The organism is Mesorhizobium australafricanum (assembly GCF_033977265.1).
Lineage (GTDB): Bacteria > Pseudomonadota > Alphaproteobacteria > Rhizobiales > Rhizobiaceae > Mesorhizobium > Mesorhizobium australafricanum.
Window position 1 is genome coordinate 83893 of record NZ_JAVIIT010000008.1, and the last position, 18687, is coordinate 102579.

Sequence of the window (18687 nt, forward strand, 5' to 3'; positions counted from 1 at the left end):
CCTCATCGAAAGGACATCAAAGCCGGGTTACTACTTCCGTGAAGTTTCGATCGATGCCGACGGCCGGATATTGGACACAAGGGGCATCGAGATAAATCTGCGCGAACGTTGGTAGCCGGCAATCCGACGACCCTCACGCCAGCGCCGCGCGCCCCTGTTGTCCGCCGGCGATCTCGAGGTCCAGCTGGCGCTGCGTCAGCGCCGCCTCGGCCATGATCCACTGTTTGAATAGCTCCACCTTGCGCGCGCCGAGCGCCTTGAGGGGGCTGACGAAATACCAGCCCGCCGTGTTGGGGTGGTGGACCGCGAAGGGGGCCACCAGCCGTTCGGCGCGGATGTCGCTTGCCATATAGGCGCGGTTGGCGACGGCGAAGCCCATGCCGGCATTGGCCGCTTCGTAGGACATCATGCAGGAATCGAAATAGACGCTCCTGGTTTTGCCAAGCACGAAGCTCGCGCCGGCAAAGCCCAGCCACGACTGCCAGTTCTGGGTGCAGGTGTCGGAATGCAGCAGCGTGAAGTAGCGCAGATCTTCCGGCGTCACCTTCGACAGCGGCTTGTCGCCCAGCACGTCGTGGAAGAGCTTGCGGCTGCATACTGGCGTCAAATCCTCCCTGAACAGCAGCTCCCAGGTCAGGCCGGGGAAATTGCCGTCGCCATAGCGGATCTCGAGATCGTATTCCGAGGTCGAGAATTCATGCGTGGCGTAGGAAGTCGACACCCGCATCTCGATGTCGGGAAAATGCCGCTGGAAGGACGACATCCGCGGAAACAGCCAGCGCGCGGCGAAGGTCGGCAGCACGCAGATACGAAGCACATGCGCCTGCGACTGGCCGGTAGCCTCCATGCTGGCCGCCACGATCCGCTCCAGCGCTTCGCGCACGCGCGCCACATAGGTCTCGCCCTCCGGCGTCAGCGACACCGCATTGCCGCCGCGCTCGAATATCTTGAAGCGCAGCTGATCCTCCAGGCTCTTCACCCGCTGGCTGACGGCGGAAGCGGTGATAAACTGCTCTTCGCCCGCGCGCGTGAAATTTCTGTGCCTCGCGGCGCTTTCCACGATTTTCAGCGAGTTGAGGTTGACCTGACTGAGCAGCCGCACGGGGGTTTCGACCTTAAGCTGGGCTTACGCTACCACCAGCATTCCTAAATTTACAGGGGTAGGCGTTCAAATGACTGTTAAGCAAGTGTTGCCCCCACCTTGGAGAAAGTAGAATGAACGCCCATACAATTCCCGAACTGCGCTGTGCAATGAGCCGCGAGGCCATCATTGGCCATGAGACGGCATGGAAAGTGTCGGGCTTCGGCGTCGCCCAGTATCGTCATGGTTACGACCCCGCTCTGCTTGCCGCCATCGAGGAAGCCGCCCTGAAGCTGAAAGCCAGCCATGCCGTGCACAAGCATCTCGACCTCACCTTTATCACCGGCGCCGACCGCTATATTCCGGAGATCAAGGAGCTTTTGCACGACAAGCTGCGCCTGGAAAAGCTGTCCGACATGATGGGAACCAAGCTTGAGCCGTATCCGCTGTCGATCGTCGGCTCGACCGTCACCTTCATGAACCCGAAGGACGGCGCGGTCGAATGGCATTGCGATGGCGTTCCGGTGACGGAGCTCATTCCGCTGTCGATCAGCGACCCTCTCATCGGCGGTCATCTTGAAATCTATTGCGACGATTCCGAGACCGGCCGCTCGATCCTGGAAACCGGCCGCGACCTGCCGCGCAACAAGATCATGCGCATCGACCACAAGATGAACTACGCCACGCTCGGCCAGTTCCTCGGCGTGCTCCACCGCACCGCGCCGATCCAGCTCGGCGAGCGCGTCACGCTGGTGCTCAACCAGCGTTCGGCGACCAAGCCCTATGTCGACGACAACCGCATGTTCTACCTCGCCGCCGACAACGACCATGACCGTGCCTGGGTGAACGAGCTGGCCGAGGATGTCTGGACCAACCAGCTGCCCGCCTATCGCCGCCATGCCGGGGAGCATCCCGTGCCGCAGCCGACGGCGGAGACGGTCCCGGGCGGGGCAAGGGAGTCGTGGTAATGAGCCATGATCCGGCCGAGCCGCCTTCAGTGCCGCTGAGCCTCGTGCCGGAAAGTCAAACCCGCTCCAGCGTCGCCCCCGGGGCGGCGCTGGTCTTCGCCCTCGGCGCCGTGGCGCTGTGGGCTACCAACGCCCTGGTCGGCAAGACGCTGCTTGCCAGCTATCCGGTGTCGCAAGTGCAGTTCCTGCAATTTTGCGGCGCGGCCCTGGTCTTTGCGCTGATCAGGCTGTCGGGCACTTCTCCTTCCCCCCTTGTGGGGGAAGGTGGATCGGCGCGCAGCGCCGAGACGGATGAGGGGTGTTCCAGCGAAGTGAGGCCGTGGCGTTCCCTGGAACACCCCTCATCCGACCTCGCTTCGCGAGGCCACCACCCGGGGGCGAGCCGCGGGTCTCGCCCCGTCCTTCGGACCCCACAAGGGGAGAAGGGAAATACTGCGCTCGCCTACGCCGTCGGCTTCCTGGGCCTGGTCGGCACGATGGTGCTGCAATATATCGGCTTCGCCTCGATGCCGGTTATCGAGGCGAACCTCGTTGCCTATACTTGGCCGCTGATGACTGCGGCGGTGGTTATCCTGCTTGGCCGGCCGCGGCGTCCGCTGCTGCTTGGGCTGGCCGCGGCGCTCGGCTTCGTCGGCGTCGCGCTGGTGATCTCCGGCGGCCGCGCGCAGACCTGGTTCGAAGGCAGCCTCGTCGGCTACCTCGCCGCTTTCGGCTCGGCGCTTTGCATGGCTTTTTACTCGCTCACCGTAGGCCGCCTTGCCGTCTCGCCGGAACGTCTGCTTTTGCCCTCGGCGCTGATCGGCGTCGCGCTCACCTTTGCCTGGTGCCTGCATGATGGCGTCGTGCGCCCGACCGGCGCGCACCTTCTGCTCGGCCTCTATCTCGGCGCCGGCCCGATGGGACTCGGCTACTATTTCTGGTCGCGCGCGGCAAAGCTCGATCACGGCGGCAGGATAGCGGTCGTCGCCTATCTGACGCCGATCGCTTCGACGTTTCTGCTGACGCTCTCGGGCGAAAGCCTGTCGACGACGGCGGTCGCCGGCGCCGTCCTCGTCATCGGCAGCTGCCTTGCGGTCGGCATCGAAGGTACGGAGACCCGGGACGATGTCCAAAATGCTCGTTGACGAGGACGAACGCCGCGCCAGACAGGAGGCGCACTGGCTGGTCAGGGAATTTGGCGCGGAAGCGCCGCTCTATGCGGCCATGAAGGCGGAAAAGGCTATCGAGCAGAAGGATTTCGGCCGCTGCGCGCGCTGGAAGCGCGTGCTGGAAATCCTGGCGGACAAGCCACCGGCGGATATCAGCCGCGGCGTCGCCGCCAAATGAGCGATTTGCCACGGCTCCGCCGAATCGCGCATGGTCGACTATCCGGCCGGCGGATTATCGTTGCCGCATCGGAACTTGGCCTGAACTTCGATTTTTCAGCAACTTCCACGATAAATCGAAGTGCTATAGCGACTTTTACGCGTCCAGGCGGACCGCCTGTGCTATAAAGTGTTTGTTATAGCTATTAGAATTCCTAACTTGCGCGTTTGCAGATCGCGTAGAAACATCACCCTGTATTGAGTCTGGTAGCTTTACTGACACTGGACGGTCCGTTGGGGGACAGGTCCAATTCGATACACCGACGAAAGTCTTAAAAAAAAGAGCTGGCGATTTGAGGACCAGCAGAAGGTGAAAAAAGTTGTCCAACATTGATGACAAGACTGCAATCGAGCTGACCGCCGACATTGTCTCGGCCTATGTCGGCAACAACCCGCTTCCCGCCTCCGGCCTGCCTGATCTGATCGCCAGCGTCAGCGCCTCGGTGCGCAAGCTCGCCGGCGGCAGCGTTGTCAAGGAGGCGGTGGCGCTGACGCCCGCCGTGAACCCGAAGCGCTCGGTCTTTCCCGACTACATCGTCTGCCTGGAGGATGGGAAGAAGTTCAAGTCGTTGAAGCGCCACCTTGCGACCGACCATGGTCTGACGCCGGATGAATACCGCGCCAAATGGGGCCTGCCCGCCGACTATCCGATGGTGGCGCCGAGCTATTCGGCCACCCGCTCGGCGCTGGCCAAGTCTTCCGGCCTCGGCCGCAAGCCGGCCGCCGGCGACGCCGGCAAGGGCAAGCGCAAGGCCAAAGCCTGAGGCATGCTGCCCGCAACGGATGATGTCTCGCCATTACCGTGGCGCGACCATCAGGCCGCCCTCGGCGCGTTGCGCCGTGGGGTAGCCGCCCAGTCTTCGGTGGACGCGGCCGATGGCGTGAAGGCGAGGCGCATCCTGTTTTCGCTGGGCAAGCCGCCCGGTGACCTGCTTGCGGCGCTCCACGCGCTCGACCGGTTCGAGCGCGCCATCGTCGTATGCGATGATCCATCGGCCATCGAGACGTACAGGCTGAATTGCCTCGCCGTTCTGGACCGTCTCACGGCAAGCGGTCAGCCGCGCGCGATTTGTTAGAGCAGTTCCAGGAAAAGTACGTAGCGGTTGGGCTCGGCGCCTCGCCGTAGCCTTCCGTCCGGAGTTGCGTCAGAACAAAGAGATAGAGAGCGGTTCGCTGTTTCCGTGAAACGGTGAAATGCTTTAGCCGTGGGCCTGAGGCGGCCCGACCGGCCGGGCGCGTTGGGGACCCTGTTCGCTCGCAAGGTTCTCCGCTTCAACCGCCGTCATTTCAAGAAGATAGACAAGCATCTGGTAGCGCGTGCGCGAAAGCATCTTTGCCAGCCTGCGCGCGATCTCCGCAACATATCTCAACATGCGCAGATCGTTGACTGCTTCGCCCATCGCGAACTCCTGACATAGCCAAGTTATTTGGCCGAGCTATTTGTGCCAAGTTATCGTTGGCGCCCACTCACGACTCACGGCGCATCCACAAGATCGCAGACTTGCGATCAAAACTGGAATCAATTTTTGATAAGCATCACGCCTGACCCGGAAGATTTTGCTGTCCTTTGTATCGTCTCTTCTCGTGCCAATATTGAACCAAAGGCGAACTTGCGGTTGCTATGCCGGGTTGATCTTCCGCAGCGGAATTTTGATCGTCGCGGGCCAGCGGGGACCGGGCAGCGCGCTCAGTCTTTGTAAGCGGAACAGAAGGCCGGCCGATTGTCGTTGCCGATCATGGCGCAGCCGCGCGTGATCTCGTCGATCATCATGCCGCATGCGATCTGGCCGTTGCAGGGCGGGTGGTCGCCGGCGACACCTGGACGCATGGCGAGACTTATTGGTCCGATTTCGCCTTGCCGGCGGATTGCGATAGCGGCGATCAACGCCAAACTGTGACGTGGCAAGCAAAGTGTGACGGGAGGACGGGCAGGGCAGAGGGGGGAGGCGCTATCCCGCCGGCGTTTCAGTCAGATTTGATTTCCGGCATAAATTTGGATCACCAGGTGTTCTGTCGTGCGCCCCTCTGGCCTGCCCGTCCTCCGCAACAGCTGCGCTGCGGCCGAGGAGGGTGGACCGGCCATTTCCTCCTCGAGAGGGGTGATCGGCTGTGCCTGCGCCCCGCTCGCGGGTTCGGCGACCGCGGCGGCATCGTCCTCGAACAGAACCACCTGCGTCGCCAGCGCGGTTGTCGTGGCGACCTGGAAGAAGATGAAGGCGAGGGCGAGATAGCGGATCACGGGCTGCAAAACGCTCCGGCAGGCAACTGGTTCCCGTCCGTCGGGCTTTTTGGCGGATGGCCCGCGGTCGCAGGCGTCGAGCCCCATCCAAGGTCTGGCTCTTGCGAAGCGCCGATGTCCCGTGCAAAAGCCCGCTTATGCTTATCATCAACGATCTTACGCTGCGCATGGCGGGGCGGCTGCTTCTCGATCATGCCTCGCTGACCTTGCCGGCCGGCACCAAGGCCGGTTTGGTCGGCCGCAACGGTACCGGCAAGACCACTCTGTTCAAGGCGATCACCGGCGATTTCCCGTCCGAGACCGGCTCGATCAGCCTGCCGAAAAACACCCGCATCGGCCAGGTGGCGCAGGAAGCGCCCGGCACCGAGGAACCGCTGATCGAGATCGTGCTGAAAGCCGATGTCGAGCGCCAGGCTTTGCTCGAAGAGGAAAAGACCGCCACCGACGCGCACCGCATCGCCGAGATCCACATCCGGCTGGCCGACATCGACGCCCATTCGGCCGAGTCCCGCGCCGCCACCATCCTGGCCGGCCTCGGCTTCGACGATGCCGCGCAGAGGCGGCCGGCCTCGTCCTTCTCCGGCGGCTGGCGCATGCGCGTGGCTTTGGCCGCCGTGCTGTTCTCCGAGCCCGACCTTCTGCTGCTCGACGAGCCGACCAATTATCTCGATCTCGAAGGCACGCTCTGGCTGGAGAACTATGTCTCCAAATATCCGCACACGGTTTTGCTGATCTCGCACGACCGCGACCTGCTCAACCGCGCCGTCAACTCGATCGTCCATCTCGACCAGAAGAAGCTGACCTTCTGGCGCGGTGGCTACGACCAGTTCGAGCGCCAGCTCACCGAGCAGCGTGAGCTGCAGGAAAAGAGCCGCGTCAAGCAGGAAGCGCAGCGCAAGCACATGGAATCCTTCGTCGAGCGTTTTCGCGCCAAGGCCTCCAAGGCAAGGCAGGCGCAGTCGCGTCTGAAGGCGCTGGAGAAGCTGAAGCCGATCGCCGCAGTGATGAACGATACCGTGCGGCCGTTTTCCTTCCCCGAGCCGGTGAAGACGGTGGCCTCGCCGATCGTGGCACTGAATGCCGTCAATGTCGGCTACACCGAGGGCAGCCCGGTGCTGAAGAAGATGACGCTGCGCATCGATGCCGACGACCGCATCGCGCTGCTCGGCGCCAACGGAAACGGCAAGTCGACCTTCGCCAAGCTGCTCGCCGGCCGGCTCAAGGCCGAGACCGGCTCCATGACGGTTGCGCCGGGGCTGAAGGTGGCGATCTTCGCTCAGCACCAGCTCGACGATTTGCGCCCAGAGGAAAGCGCCTATGAGCATGTGCGCCGGCTGATGCCGGATGCGCCGGAAGCCAAGGTGCGCGCCCGCGTCGCCCAGTTCGGCCTGTCGACCGAGAAGATGAACACAGCCGCAAAGGACCTGTCCGGCGGCGAGAAGGCGCGCCTTCTGATGGGCCTGTCCGCCTTTGAGGGACCGAACCTCTTCATCCTCGACGAACCGACCAACCACCTCGACATCGACAGTCGTGAATCGCTGATCCATGCGCTGAACGATTTCCCTGGCGCGGTGATCCTCATCTCGCACGACCGGCATCTCTTGGAAGCGACGGCCGACCGGCTGTGGCTGGTCAAGGACGGCGCGGTCAATCCCTATGACGGTGACCTCGAGGACTATAAGACGCTGGTGACCGGCGTGTCCTCCAACCGCCGCGAGCAGAAGGAAGCCGACAAGGCGTCCAAGGCCGACCGCCGCCGCGAGGCCGCCCAGCGCCGCGCCGCGCTCGAACCTTTAGCCAAGGAAATCCGCGCCACCGAGGCGCTGATGGACCGCATCCGCAAGCGAATGGACCTCATCGAGGACGAGCTCGCCAACCCGGCGATTTACGAGAAGGACCCCTCGACCGCGACACGGCTGGCCAAGGAGCGCTCGCAGCTGGCGCATACGCTGGCGCTCAACGAGGACAAATGGCTGACCATGTCGGCGGAATATGAGGAAGGGATCGCGGAGTAGGGTTTCAGTCCCTGGCAGCAATCTCTGGGCGGAAGACAATACGCGCAAATAAAGGACGGATTGCGAACAATTCTGCGCTCATGCCGTTATTTGCTTGCATTGCCGGCGTCATCAGTCGTTCATCTTCCCAGTGCGGCTCGAAAGGGTTCGGCGAGGTTCCGCCCTGCCTGCGCGGTCGGCGAACCCGGCGCCGGCGGAAGAGATCCGCAATTGGGGGAACGAACTGCGGGGCATGACTGACCAGATCGAGGACAGGATTTACGAGGCGGCCTTCGTGCCGGAACTGTGGCCTGAAGTGCTGGAGGACATGAGCAGCCTTTCCGGATCGGCCTCCGGCACGCTGCTGGTGTTCGATGGCCCGGAACGGCCTCCCCGCTACCGCACGACGGAGTTCACGGAGGATTTGCTGCGGAACTTCACGACCTCGGAGGACTGGAAGCACAGCGTTTGCGTGCGGACCCTCACCTGGGTCAAGCCGGGCGAGCTGTCGCGCTTCTTCTACATGGCCGACTACATCCCGCCTGAGCAGTTCGAGCGCGACGGGGCCCTCCTCGGGCTCGCCGAGCTCGGGCTCGGCGAGCAGATCACCGCCCGGGTCCCGATGCCCAGCGGCGAAACGGCGGCCTTTTCATTCGAGCGCTGGCAGAGCGATGGACGCCATCAGCCGGAGGCGATTGTGGAACTCGACCGGCTGCGCCCGCATCTCGCCCGCGCCGGCCTCGTCGCCAGCAGGTTGTGGCTGGAGCAGGCGAAAGGCACGGTTTCCGCGCTTCGCGAGATCGGCCTGCCGGCGGCGGTCCTCAGCAGCGCAGGACGCGTGCTGGCCGCCAACGACCTGTTGGAAGCCTTGGCCGATGTCTTTGTTGCGACGGCCCATGGCGGCGTCGCGCTCGCCAGCGCATCGGCCGACGCACTTCTGCGGCAGGCGATCGAGCACAACGGCGATCATCGCGTCGTGCGCTCGATTCCCGTTCCGGCCGCCGGGGAGGGTCCGGCCATCATCGTCCACCTTCTGCCGCTGCGCCGCGCCGCGCACGACATCTTTTCGGGCGGCGACGCCCTGCTTGTCGTAACGACAGTCGGAGCGGACGCCCAAGCGCCTGCGCCAGCCATGCTTTGCGGATTGTTCGACCTGACGCCGGCCGAAGCGCGGCTGGCGGGCGCGCTCGCCACGGGCCTGTCTCTCAAGGAGGCCGCCGCGCAAGCCGGCATCGGCTTCGGCACCGCGCGCAACTATCTGATCCGCATCTTCCGCAAGACGGGCGCCCATCATCAGAGCCAGCTGGTCGCGCTGCTCAGGTCCACTCATCCGCTTCCCGACTCCAGAGCATGATCCCGCAAAGTTGCAGAAGACGGGCAGAAGCGTTGAAGTTGGTATCAGGCGGCATCTGTTCAGATAGCGCCAGGGTCATACACTCTGCCTTCAGAACGAGGAGGTGGCCCCTGGTGCGTAATTCCTTAAATCGAAATCGATTTAAGGATAAAATTATACAGCAAATTCAAAATACTATAGCATCCTTTGCACGTCTTGAAAGACGCGCGGCGCTGTAGGCGACGACAGCATGACCCCGCGCCGGAAGACCCGCGCCAGTCACGGGCTGAAGCCGGTTCTCGGACCAAATTCATGCCAGACAGGAAGACAAGAGCCCATTCCTGATGTTTTCCGCCCGCTTCAGCCAGGCGTCGGCGCGCCGCCGCTTCGATGCCATGTCGAGCCTGGTCATCTTCGCCATCGCCGGCTTGCTCGCGGTTAATCTGGTCGCGGCGCGGCCGTGAGATTGCGCGCTCGCTCAGGCAAACCACGCAAGCGTTGCGCATCGGCAACACCGGGGCCTGGACCCGGTCGAAAGCCCGCGAAAGCGCTAAAATTGGTATCAAATGGCATCTGTTCAGATGTCGCCGGCATCATGCACTTTGCCTTCAGATTCACGACAGGCCGCCGGCGACGATCCGCGCGGGGCCAGGATGGCAGGGGGTACGCGATGATCGGAAAAAGACTGGCTGCGGCGGAAATCTTGCGGAAGGGCCGAGTGGCGCCGCTCGCCGGCGCGGCCCTTGCGCTGCTGGCAGCAGTCGCCGTCCAAGGTGCGCTGTTCGGCATCGAGGCAAGGGCGGAAAATGGCACCGAGAGCGGCTGCGACGGTGATATTTTTTCAGGTAATCTGGCTTGCGGCTACGGCTCTCACGCCTATGGCAGCGAAGAAATTACTACGAACGCAACGGCTGTGGGAGGTAGCTCCAACGCTTACGGACTGTACAGCTCAGCTTTTGGAAGTGGGGCTAAGGCGGCATACAGCGGTACTGCAGCAGGCGCTTATGCAGGCGCGATCGGGCCGGATGCCGTCGCGATCGGTGTTGTAGCGAATGCCGGAGGCACATACGGAAGCGGACTCTACAATCCCGGCGCGACTGCCGTCGGCAGCGGCGCGCAGGCGGGATCTACGGCCGCCAACCAGGCTAACGCCACGGCGATCGGCTACAATGCCCAAGCCAACGCATCGAATGCCACGGCCCTGGGCGCGCAGGCAACCGCCAGTTATTCCAACTCCATCGCTGTCGGCCAGGGCGTGACCACGGAACGGGACAATCAGGTCAAGATCGGTCAGGACGGCAACACATACACCCTCAGCGGCATCAACAGTGCGGCCAGCAAGAGCGCGCAGAGTAGCGGAACCAAATATCTGGTGACGTCCGACTCACGCGGCAATCTGGCGACGGCCTCTGTCAACATCGGCCAGATCGAAGGACTGGTGGAAGACGTGGCGCAACATACCACCCAGATCACCTCGCTGAACACGACCGTCGGCAATCACACGACCCAGCTTGCCGGCCATGAAGCCCGCATCACCGCCAACACCAACGCGCTCAACCTGCACACCACCCAGATCGCCAGCCTCGACAGCCGGGTGACGGGCACCGAGAACAATATTTCGGCGCTCGACGGGCGCGTCGGCGCGCTGGAAACCGGGCTCGACCGGTTGGGCAGCGAGATCGGCGAAACGCGGCAAGAGGCCCGCCAGGGCATCGCCGCGGCGATAGCCATGGCGAACGCGCCCATGCCGTCGGCGCCGGGGCGCACGAGCTGGGCGGCCAATGTCGGCCATTTCAAGGGCGAGACGGCCTTCGGCGGCTCGCTGACACACCGGCTGGACCTGCTCGATGAACCTTTCGCCGTCAGCCTCGGCTACTCCTATGGCGGCGGCGACAGCCACGCGCTGCGCGCCGGGCTGATGGGCGAGTTCTGACGGCCGCTTATGCTCCCAAGCAGCGGAGGGCGGACCTTGCCGAAGCGGCGCGATTGCCGCTTCGGCAAGGTTTTGCCATCCGCGCCGGCGGCAGGATCTGCCTCGACCGAAGGAGAAGACAAATCGCGACCTACCTGATGCGAACGCACCCCATGGCGGGCGTTGTGCTTGCGGCGCTTGCGCTCGCCGCCCCCGCCGTGGTCGGCGCGTCCCCTGTGCTGGCCCAGACGAGCAAGGCGCAGAAATCGGCCAAGCCGCAGGCGGCCAAGCCCGCCAATATCGACCGCAACGGCGTGCTGATCCTGCTGCGCGGCGCACTTCTGGCGCTCGACCAAGCCAACAAGACCGGTAACTATACGGTGCTGCGCGACATCGGCGCCCCCGGCTTCCAGGCCAACAGCGCCGCCAGGCTGGCCGAAATCTTCGCCAGCCAGCGCAACGATCAGCTCGACCTTGCCGGGGTGGCCGTGCTGGAGCCGCAGCTCACGCTGCTGCCGCAGATCGAGCCAAACGGCATGCTGCACATGGCCGGCTTCTTCCCCTCCGTGCCCATGCAGGTCAATTTCGAGCTGCTATTCGCGCCGCATAAACGGCAGTGGAAGCTCTTCGGCATCTCCGTCTCGCTCGGCAAGGGCGGCCCGCAGGCCCCTGAAACCGCGCCGGAGCCGGTCCAGCCGCCGTCGACGGAAACGCCGGAGCCGCCCACGCCGGAGGTCAGCGCCAAGCCCAAGGCCGAACAGCCCGGCAATTGAGGGCAAGTGGCTGGTGATGTCTGCCGAGTAAGAGGCAGGGATCGCGGAGTAGGGGGCGGTTTCACCTTCTCCCCTTGTGGGAGAGGTGTCGCCGAAGGCGACGGATGAGGGTGCTCCCCAGGGAACGCCAGCGCCTCACTCCGCTGGAACACCCCCCATCCGTCTCGGCGCTGCGCGCCGATCCACCTTCTCCCACAAGGGGAGAAGGGAAGAGCCCTTTGGCCCTACACGCCACCCGCAAAACCCGCTACACACCCCGCATGAACCAGCACGCCAAGCTCCGGATCGGGCATTCGGCCTGTCCGCATGACTGCCCCTCCACCTGCGCGCTCGAGGTCGAGCTGCTCGACAATAACCGCATCGGCCGCGTCCATGGCGCCAAGGCGAACAGCTATACGGCGGGCGTCGTGTGCGCCAAGGTCGCGCGCTATGCCGACCGCGTGCACCATCCCGACCGGCTGATGAAGCCGCTGGTGCGCTCAGGCGCCAAGGGCGAGGGCGTCTGGAAGGAAGCGAGCTGGGAAGCCGCGCTCGACCTCGTTGCGGAAAAATTCATCGCCGCCGAGGCGAAATACGGCTCGGAGACGGTATGGCCCTATTTCTATGCCGGCACGATGGGGCTGGTGCAGCGCGACGGCATCGAGCGGCTGCGGCACGCGAAAAAATATTCAGGCTTCTTCGGCTCGATCTGCACCAATCTCGCCTGGACCGGCTGGATGATGGGGGCGGGCGCGCTGCGTGGTCCCGACCCGCGCGAGATGGCCAAGGCCGACTGCGTGGTGATCTGGGGAACCAACGCGGTCGTCACGCAGGTCAATGTCATGACCCATGCGACCAGGGCACGCAAGGAACGCGGCGCCAAGATCGTCGTCATCGACATCTATGACAACGCCACGATGAAGCAGGCCGATCTCGGCCTGGTGCTGAAGCCGGGCACCGACGGCGCACTCGCCTGCGCGGTCATGCATGTGCTGTTCCGCGATGGCATGGCCGACCGCGCCTATCTCGAAAAATACACCGACGACCCGCGCGGGCTTGAAGAGCATCTGCGCACCCGCACCCCCGAATGGGCGGCCGCCATCACCGGGCTCTCCGTCGCCGAGATCGAGGCATTCGCGCAACTCGTCGGCACGACGAAGAGGACCTATTTCCGCCTCGGCTATGGCTTCGCCCGTCAGCGCAACGGTTCGGTCAACATGCACGCCGCCTCCTGCATCGCCGCCGTCACCGGCGCCTGGCAGTATGAGGGTGGTGGCGCCTTCCATTCCAATTCCGGCATCTTCAAGCTCAACCAGGACGTGCTGGAAGGCACCGCGATGCGCGACCCGAAGGTGCGCTATCTCGACCATTCGCGCATCGGCCCGGTGCTGACGGGCGCGGCGGACGCGCTCTATGGCGGTCCCCCGGTGACGGCGATGCTGATCCAGAACACCAATCCGGCCAATGTCGCGCCCGAGCAGCGGCTGGTGAGAAAGGGTTTTCTGCGCGAGGACCTGTTCACCTGCGTACACGAGCAGTTCATGACCGATACGGCCAGGCTCGCCGATGTTGTGCTGCCGGCGACGATGTTTCTGGAGCATGACGACATCTACAAGGGCGGCGGCAACCAGCACATCACGCTCGGCCCCAAGCTGATCGAGCCGCCGGAAGGCCCGCGCACCAACCACTACGTCAATGAGGAGCTCGGCAAGCGGCTGGGCGTCGGCGACCGGCCCGGCTTCGGCCTGACCGAGCGCGAGCATATCGACATCATCCTCGGCAAGCGCGGGCTTGGCAGCTTCGACAGCCTGAAGGAACAGAAGTGGGTCGACCTGCAGCCCGACTTCGACGACGCGCATTTCATCAACGGCTTCGGCCATGCCGACAAGAAATTCCACTTCCGGCCCAACTGGACCGGGCAGTCGGCACCCAACCGGCCGCCGAAAAGCATGGGCCTGTTCGGGCCGGTCGGGCGGCTGCCGGAATTTCCCGACCATGTCGAGCTGATCGAGGCCGCGGATGAGGAGCATCCGTTCCGCCTGGCGACGTCGCCGGCGCGCAATTTCCTCAATTCCAGTTTTGCCGAGACGCCGGTGTCGAAGGCCAGGGAAGGAAGACCCGAGCTTCTCATCCACCGCGAAGATGCCGCGGCGCTCGGCATCGAGGATGGCGGCCGCGTCGAGGTCGGCAACCGGCGCGGCGACGTGGTGCTGCACGCCAGGTTCTTCGACGGCGTCAAGCGCGGGGTGGTCATTGCCGAAGGCATCTGGCCGAACAGCGCGCATGAGCGCGGCGAGGGCATCAACGTGCTGACCGGCGCCGACGCACCGGCGCCCTATGGCGGCGCCGCCGTCCACGACAACAAGGTGTGGCTCAGGGCGCTTTGATTACTTCGCGGCCCGCGCGTCCAGCGCCTTGACCTCTTCGGCGGCCGCCTTGCGCGCCGCGGTGTCGACGCCGGAAGCGCCCTTGTCCTTGGCGTAGGCGATCAGCGCGGTGCGCGTGTCCTCGTCGCATCCGTCCGACCCGATCCCGTCGATGCCGGCCTTCTTGGCAGCAGCAAGCACGGTGTCGCAGGCCTCCGGCGCGAAGGCGAACTGGCCCATGATGGCGCCGAGCGTAAGCGGGTCCTGCAGGCGCGGATCGTCACGGATTGCCTGCAGGGTGGCGCTGCCTACCGCGCGTGCTTTCCGGTCCTGCGCGATCTGGGTCAGGTCGAAGATGAACTCGAACTCCGGCTTGTCGACGCCCTGAGGCTTCGACACCAGGATATCGAGCGCATAGCGGGTGACTTCCTCGGGCGTGACGACCGATCGGATGGCCCTTGCCTGATGGTAGTTGCGCACCAGCACCCAGCGCGAGGGGAGGTCGCCATAGCGGGCGAGCATGCCGAGTTGCTTGATGGCGGCAAGCTTCTGCTTGTCCGTCTTGGCCACTTGCGCCTGGGCGAACACTTTGTCGCGGACGCGGTCGAGCATCTCGCCCGCGAGCAGGCCCGCAGCCGGGGCCGCCTGCTGCGTTCCGGCTGCGACTTGCGAATTGGGTGCATCGGTAAGCGGACCCTTCGCGTCGACCCATGCGGCCAGCGCCTTGCGCGCGTCCGGGCCGAAATAGCCCTTCGGCTCGCCGGCGTAAAACCCTTCGCTCTTCAGCGTCGTCTCGATGGTGACGCGGATCTCGTCGGGAAGCGCCTTGCCGATGCCGACGAGGTTCTCCTCCGCGAGCCCGGCCGGCGCCTCGCGGAACGCATCCATCACCGCGGCCGCGATAGCCGCCGTACCGGCGTTTGAGGCCGGTCCGGAAAAGAGCCCGCTCAGTTCCATGCCGGCGTCATTGCCGAACACGCCGGCGCCCATCCGGCCGATGCCGTTGTTGTAAAGCGCGATGCGGTCGGTGATGCCTTCGCGCAGCGTCATCAGATGGTCGAAACTGTCGAAGGTGAAGGCGTTGGCGAGTTTGCCCTTCGCCTTGAGTGAGCCGAGGCGCGCGGCCTCGCGCCACGCATGCAGGCGTTCGCGTGGGTTCTTGTCGATGCCGAGACCATCGTCATAGGCGTCGCCGAGCAGCAGCATCGCCTCGACGCTGCCGAGATTGGCGGCGTTGATCAGCATCGCGGTCGCCTTCGCGTCGTCCTGCGGATAGACCACGCCTTTGCGCAGAAGCTTGGCCTGCAGAAGATAGGCCTGCGCCTCCTTCTTGGCTTCGCCTTCGTCGATCAGCGCTTTCAATTGATCGTCGCTCGGCCCGTCGTCGCGACGCGACGGGCGATAGCTGGTCGAATCGAGATTGGCATATTGCGTCGAGGCGTAAAGCCACAGCGCGTCGCGGTCGCCCGCATCCGCCAGCGGCTTCAGCATGGCGCGCGCCGAGTCTTCGTTCTTGAACTGCTGGTCGTCCGACAGCTGCAGTCGCGCCAGCGCCAGCGCCGCGCCGGGCTCGCCGGCCTCGGCGGCGTCGCTCAGGCGAGCGACAAGCTGGTCCGGATTGTCGATCCGGACGCCGTCATAGTCGGGAAGTAGGCTCGCAAGCCTGATGCCGGCGTCGAGATCCCACGAGGCGTTGAGCAGCCGGATCGCCTCGCGCGGCTGCCTGCCGACGAACTTGCCGTCCAGGAGCACACCGGCGAGCATCGGCCCGGCGTCGGCGACGTTCTTGGCGGCGGCGCGCAGCATGGCGATGGCGCGCTTGCCGTCCGCCGCGCCGCCTTCGCCTTTGGCCAGCATGTCCGCCAGCATGGGCACGGCATACTGATCGTTGCCGATGCGCGCTTCCAGCAGCTGCCTGGCCGTGGCTGCGTCCTGCTGCGTCCCGCGGCCCAGCCGCAATGCCTTGATATAGGCAATCACGGATGGTTCCGGGCCGTTGGTCCCGGCCTTGGAATCCGCGTCCACGGCGTGAAAGGCCTTTTGCTGCTCCTCGCTCGTGAAGCCGTCCTTCTCCAGCGTCGTCTGCGCGATCAGCAGCGGCATGGCCTTGCGGAACCGGCTGTCCCATTCGCCGGGTGACGGGCCCTGCACCGGCGCGTCGATGATGCGCTGCGCGGTCTCGACTACCTTGTGCGCGTCGCGGCGCAGCAGCGGCCCATCAATATACTGACGGAGCAGCGTCTCAAGCGCCGTGAGATGACCGGCAGCACCTGCCTTCTGCAAGGCATCGAGCGCCATGCCGCGCGTGACCGGCGGCGGGCCGGCATCGGCGGCGTCGTGACGATGCACCGAATAAAACTCGTAGAGCAGATAATTCGCCTCGGGACTGCCGCCGTCGGCGAGCAGCTTGATTTGTGGGATGAGCCAGCCCAGTCCCGGCTGGTTGAGCGCCACCTGGACCCGCAGCCATTGCAGCGTCAGGCGCTTTTCCTGTGGCGCGCCGAGCATCGCCGCCTGGCATTTGTCGGCCAGGACCTTGAGCTTGCTAAGGTCGAAATCCTGGGGAAAGAGCTCGCCATACTGGACAGGCGGCGCCTCGGCTCCGGGGTCGAGCGGCACCGAGGCGCCCCGGTCGCAGACGCTGATCGCCTCGGCGAGCGCGGCCTTCTTCGCCGCATCGTCGGGTTTATCGGAAGATGCCTGGACCGCGAAGGCCCCGCCGGCAAGCGGCGTCAAGGCGAAGCAGGAAAGAACCAGGACATGCACTGGCCGCAACATGGGCGTCCCCCTCGGACAGGGGTCCGGGTGCAGCCGGACACACAGGCGCTAAATTAGCACATCGCACGAGTGATGATGAGTGTGGCGCTTCACATTCGCGCGGCTTTGCCTGGCGACTGCGCCACGCTTTGCGACCTGGCCCAAGCACCTCGGGTCGCGCCCGCCAGCTCCGGCGTTTATAGAGGCACCGGTTTCCAGTGGCATGGAGGATGTCGTGGCCAAGGTCTCGCTTCTGGGCATTCCGCATGACGAGAACTCGTCCTATCTGCGCGGGCCGGCCGAGGCGCCGCCGCTGATCCGGCGCGAGCTCGCCAGCGATGCTTACACGTCATGGTCGGAAACCGGCTTCGATCTCACCGACCGCTTCGTCGACTACGGCGATATCGATTTCACGCAACCCGGCGACCCGTGGGAGCGGATCGAAAATGAAGTCGGCCGCGCGCTCGATGCCGGCCACCCGCTGATCTCGCTCGGCGGCGACCACGCGATCTCCTGGCCGGTGCTGCGCGCGGTGCGCCGCCGCCACCCGAGCCTCACGATCGTCCATATCGACGCGCATCCGGATATCTATCATTCCTATGACGACAACCCGCGCTCGCATACTTCGCCCTTTGCCCGCATCATGGAGGAGAAGCTCGCCGACCGGCTGATCCAGATCGGCCTGCGCACCGTCAACGATCACCATCGCGACCAGTTCAAACGCTTCGGCGTCGAGGTGGTGGAGATGCGGCATTTCAAGGAAGGCTTGCAACTCGACCTCAAGACGCCCGTCTATCTCTCGATGGACCTCGACGCTCTCGATCCAGCCTTCGCTCCCGGCATCTCCCACCGTGAGCCGGGTGGATTCTCCACCCGCCAGGTAATCGGCCTGATCCAGGGAATAGACCAACGAATAGTCGCAGGCGACGTCGTCGAATACAATCCACGCCAGGACCTCTCCAACGTGACGGCGCTGGTCGCCGCCAAGCTGGTCAAGGAGATCGCCGGCATGATGCTGAAGACCAACGGCGCCGCCTGAATCGACGCTTGAATCACTTTGCCAAGGCCGCGTGCTAGAGGATTGTTCCGACTCAGCTTTCGACAGGGATCGCCATGCCGCAGCCGCTCAGGATAGCCATCGCCGGCGCGCTCGGCCGCATGGGCCGGCAGATGGCGGAGACAATCGCGGCCGATCCCCGTTTGCAGCTGGTTGCCCGCTTCCATCGGCCCGGCAGCGCGGGCGAGGCGCTGGTCGAGCGTGATGCGGCGCTGGCGCTTGCCGATGTGGTCATCGATTTCACCACGCCCGCGGCTTCGGCCGAATTGGCGAAAGCATGCGCGGCCCGCGGCGGCCCGGCATTGGTGATCGGCTCGACCGGCTTCGGCGAGTCGGAGCTGGCCGCAATCGCCGAGACGGCAAAGAAGATCGCCATCGTCCGCTCGGGCAGCTATTCACTCGGCCTCAACATGCTGACCGGTCTGGTCGAGCAGGCGGCGAGGGCGCTTGGACCTGACGATTGCGACATCGAAATCCTCGAAGCGCATCACCGCTTCAAGGTCGACGCGCCTTCGGGCACGGCGCTGATGCTGGGCGAGGCAGCCGCGCGCGGACGTGGCGTCGAACTGGACGATGTGGGCAAGCGCGCCCGCGATGGTCTCACTGGTCCGCGCAGCGCCGGTGAGATCGGCTTTGCCGTGCTGCGCGGCGGCAGCATTGTCGGCGAGCATAGCGTCAGCTTCCTTGCCGAAGGCGAGACACTTACGCTCTCGCATGCCGCCGGTGACCGCTCGATGTTCGCGCACGGCGCCATCGCGGCGGCACTCTGGGTCGCCGGACGGCCGCCCGGCGAATACGACATGCGCGACGTGCTCGGTTTCGGCGCCTCGTGACCGGGAACCAGGCCAGGTTCCATCTTAACGC

17 protein-coding genes are annotated in these 18687 nt (G+C 64.7%); 12 read left to right on the forward strand and 5 right to left on the reverse strand.

Features of this window, described 5'->3' with window-relative positions; all coding sequences use genetic code 11:
• Nucleotides 1-133 precede the first annotated feature (133 nt).
• Nucleotides 134-1102, reverse strand: a complete 969-nt coding sequence (locus RFM98_RS17095) for a LysR substrate-binding domain-containing protein (RefSeq protein WP_320309969.1) — start codon at nucleotides 1100-1102, stop codon at nucleotides 134-136.
• A gap of 113 nt (nucleotides 1103-1215) precedes the next feature.
• Here RFM98_RS17095 and RFM98_RS17100 point away from each other — a divergent pair, with 113 nt between their 5' ends.
• The 5 genes from RFM98_RS17100 to RFM98_RS17120 all read left to right on the forward strand — a co-directional run bounded on the left by RFM98_RS17100 (nucleotide 1216) and on the right by RFM98_RS17120 (nucleotide 4489).
• Entirely contained in the window at nucleotides 1216-2049 is an 834-nt protein-coding gene (locus tag RFM98_RS17100; protein WP_320309970.1) for a hypothetical protein, read from the forward strand.
• Nucleotides 2049-3173, forward strand: coding sequence for a DMT family transporter (locus tag RFM98_RS17105; RefSeq protein ID WP_320309971.1), 1125 nt, complete (start codon nucleotides 2049-2051; stop codon nucleotides 3171-3173). The genes RFM98_RS17100 and RFM98_RS17105 overlap by 1 nt, the downstream gene beginning before the upstream one ends.
• On the forward strand, nucleotides 3154-3375 hold the full coding sequence (locus RFM98_RS17110; RefSeq protein WP_320309972.1) for a hypothetical protein: 222 nt from the start codon (nucleotides 3154-3156) through the stop codon (nucleotides 3373-3375). Before RFM98_RS17105 ends, RFM98_RS17110 begins: the two co-directional genes overlap by 20 nt.
• A 358-nt stretch (nucleotides 3376-3733) precedes the next feature.
• Nucleotides 3734-4177 (forward strand): Ros/MucR family transcriptional regulator, encoded by a 444-nt coding sequence (locus tag RFM98_RS17115; protein WP_320213863.1) that lies wholly within the window; start codon nucleotides 3734-3736, stop codon nucleotides 4175-4177.
• A gap of 3 nt (nucleotides 4178-4180) precedes the next feature.
• Complete coding sequence (locus tag RFM98_RS17120) at nucleotides 4181-4489, forward strand: hypothetical protein (protein ID WP_320309973.1); 309 nt, start codon at nucleotides 4181-4183, stop codon at nucleotides 4487-4489.
• Between the two features lie 123 nt (nucleotides 4490-4612).
• Here the strand turns inward: RFM98_RS17120 and RFM98_RS17125 are convergent, their stop codons facing one another.
• The 3 genes from RFM98_RS17125 to RFM98_RS17135 all read right to left on the reverse strand — a co-directional run bounded on the left by RFM98_RS17125 (nucleotide 4613) and on the right by RFM98_RS17135 (nucleotide 5652).
• Nucleotides 4613-4813 (reverse strand): hypothetical protein, encoded by a 201-nt coding sequence (locus RFM98_RS17125; RefSeq protein WP_320309974.1) that lies wholly within the window; start codon nucleotides 4811-4813, stop codon nucleotides 4613-4615.
• Nucleotides 4814-5100: 287 nt separating this feature from the next.
• Nucleotides 5101-5241: a hypothetical protein gene (locus RFM98_RS17130; RefSeq protein WP_320309975.1), complete on the reverse strand. Its 141-nt coding sequence runs from the start codon at nucleotides 5239-5241 to the stop codon at nucleotides 5101-5103.
• A 141-nt stretch (nucleotides 5242-5382) separates the two neighbouring features.
• Nucleotides 5383-5652: a hypothetical protein gene (locus RFM98_RS17135; RefSeq protein ID WP_320309976.1), complete on the reverse strand. Its 270-nt coding sequence runs from the start codon at nucleotides 5650-5652 to the stop codon at nucleotides 5383-5385.
• 137 nt (nucleotides 5653-5789) lie between these two features.
• On the opposite strand from RFM98_RS17135, the gene RFM98_RS17140 reads away from it, so the two are divergent.
• The 5 genes from RFM98_RS17140 to RFM98_RS17160 all read left to right on the forward strand — a co-directional run bounded on the left by RFM98_RS17140 (nucleotide 5790) and on the right by RFM98_RS17160 (nucleotide 14030).
• Nucleotides 5790-7667, forward strand: coding sequence for an ABC-F family ATP-binding cassette domain-containing protein (locus RFM98_RS17140; RefSeq protein ID WP_320309977.1), 1878 nt, complete (start codon nucleotides 5790-5792; stop codon nucleotides 7665-7667).
• Between the two features lie 130 nt (nucleotides 7668-7797).
• Complete coding sequence (locus RFM98_RS17145) at nucleotides 7798-9000, forward strand: helix-turn-helix transcriptional regulator (RefSeq protein ID WP_320309978.1); 1203 nt, start codon at nucleotides 7798-7800, stop codon at nucleotides 8998-9000.
• A 697-nt stretch (nucleotides 9001-9697) separates the two neighbouring features.
• Complete coding sequence (locus RFM98_RS17150; RefSeq protein ID WP_320309979.1) at nucleotides 9698-10912, forward strand: hypothetical protein; 1215 nt, start codon at nucleotides 9698-9700, stop codon at nucleotides 10910-10912.
• A gap of 152 nt (nucleotides 10913-11064) precedes the next feature.
• Nucleotides 11065-11664 carry a hypothetical protein gene (locus tag RFM98_RS17155; RefSeq protein ID WP_320309980.1) on the forward strand — a complete coding sequence of 200 codons (600 nt, stop codon included), beginning with the start codon at nucleotides 11065-11067 and terminating at the stop codon, nucleotides 11662-11664.
• Nucleotides 11665-11924: 260 nt separating this feature from the next.
• Entirely contained in the window at nucleotides 11925-14030 is a 2106-nt protein-coding gene (locus RFM98_RS17160; RefSeq protein WP_320310185.1) for a molybdopterin oxidoreductase family protein, read from the forward strand.
• Here the strand turns inward: RFM98_RS17160 and RFM98_RS17165 are convergent, their stop codons facing one another.
• The gene (locus RFM98_RS17165) at nucleotides 14031-16787 is read right to left on the reverse strand and encodes a tetratricopeptide repeat protein (protein ID WP_320309981.1); all 2757 of its coding nucleotides are present in this window, start codon (nucleotides 16785-16787) and stop codon (nucleotides 14031-14033) included. It lies immediately after the preceding gene.
• A gap of 214 nt (nucleotides 16788-17001) precedes the next feature.
• Here RFM98_RS17165 and speB point away from each other — a divergent pair, with 214 nt between their 5' ends.
• Both speB and dapB read left to right on the forward strand, forming a co-directional pair.
• A complete protein-coding gene (speB, locus tag RFM98_RS17170; RefSeq protein ID WP_320309982.1) occupies nucleotides 17002-17805 on the forward strand; it encodes an agmatinase in 804 nt (267 codons plus the stop codon).
• 74 nt (nucleotides 17806-17879) lie between these two features.
• Nucleotides 17880-18656 carry a 4-hydroxy-tetrahydrodipicolinate reductase gene (dapB, locus tag RFM98_RS17175; RefSeq protein WP_320309983.1) on the forward strand — a complete coding sequence of 259 codons (777 nt, stop codon included), beginning with the start codon at nucleotides 17880-17882 and terminating at the stop codon, nucleotides 18654-18656.
• The last annotated feature ends 31 nt before the right edge of the window (nucleotides 18657-18687 follow it).

Bases quoted from the DNA above. Each gene is read 5' to 3' on its own strand.
- dapB (WP_320309983.1), top strand. From the start codon at position 17,880: ATGCCGCAGCCGCTCAGGATAGCCATCGCCGGCGCGCTCGGCCGCATG.
- RFM98_RS17120 (WP_320309973.1), top strand. From the start codon at position 4,181: ATGCTGCCCGCAACGGATGATGTCTCGCCATTACCGTGGCGCGACCAT.
- RFM98_RS17130 (WP_320309975.1), bottom strand. From the start codon at position 5,241: ATGCGTCCAGGTGTCGCCGGCGACCACCCGCCCTGCAACGGCCAGATC.
- RFM98_RS17155 (WP_320309980.1), top strand. From the start codon at position 11,065: ATGGCGGGCGTTGTGCTTGCGGCGCTTGCGCTCGCCGCCCCCGCCGTG.
- RFM98_RS17105 (WP_320309971.1), top strand. From the start codon at position 2,049: ATGAGCCATGATCCGGCCGAGCCGCCTTCAGTGCCGCTGAGCCTCGTG.
- RFM98_RS17165 (WP_320309981.1), bottom strand. From the start codon at position 16,787: ATGTTGCGGCCAGTGCATGTCCTGGTTCTTTCCTGCTTCGCCTTGACG.
- RFM98_RS17100 (WP_320309970.1), top strand. From the start codon at position 1,216: ATGAACGCCCATACAATTCCCGAACTGCGCTGTGCAATGAGCCGCGAG.
- RFM98_RS17140 (WP_320309977.1), top strand. From the start codon at position 5,790: ATGCTTATCATCAACGATCTTACGCTGCGCATGGCGGGGCGGCTGCTT.
- RFM98_RS17110 (WP_320309972.1), top strand. From the start codon at position 3,154: ATGTCCAAAATGCTCGTTGACGAGGACGAACGCCGCGCCAGACAGGAG.
- RFM98_RS17125 (WP_320309974.1), bottom strand. From the start codon at position 4,813: ATGGGCGAAGCAGTCAACGATCTGCGCATGTTGAGATATGTTGCGGAG.
- RFM98_RS17160 (WP_320310185.1), top strand. From the start codon at position 11,925: ATGAACCAGCACGCCAAGCTCCGGATCGGGCATTCGGCCTGTCCGCAT.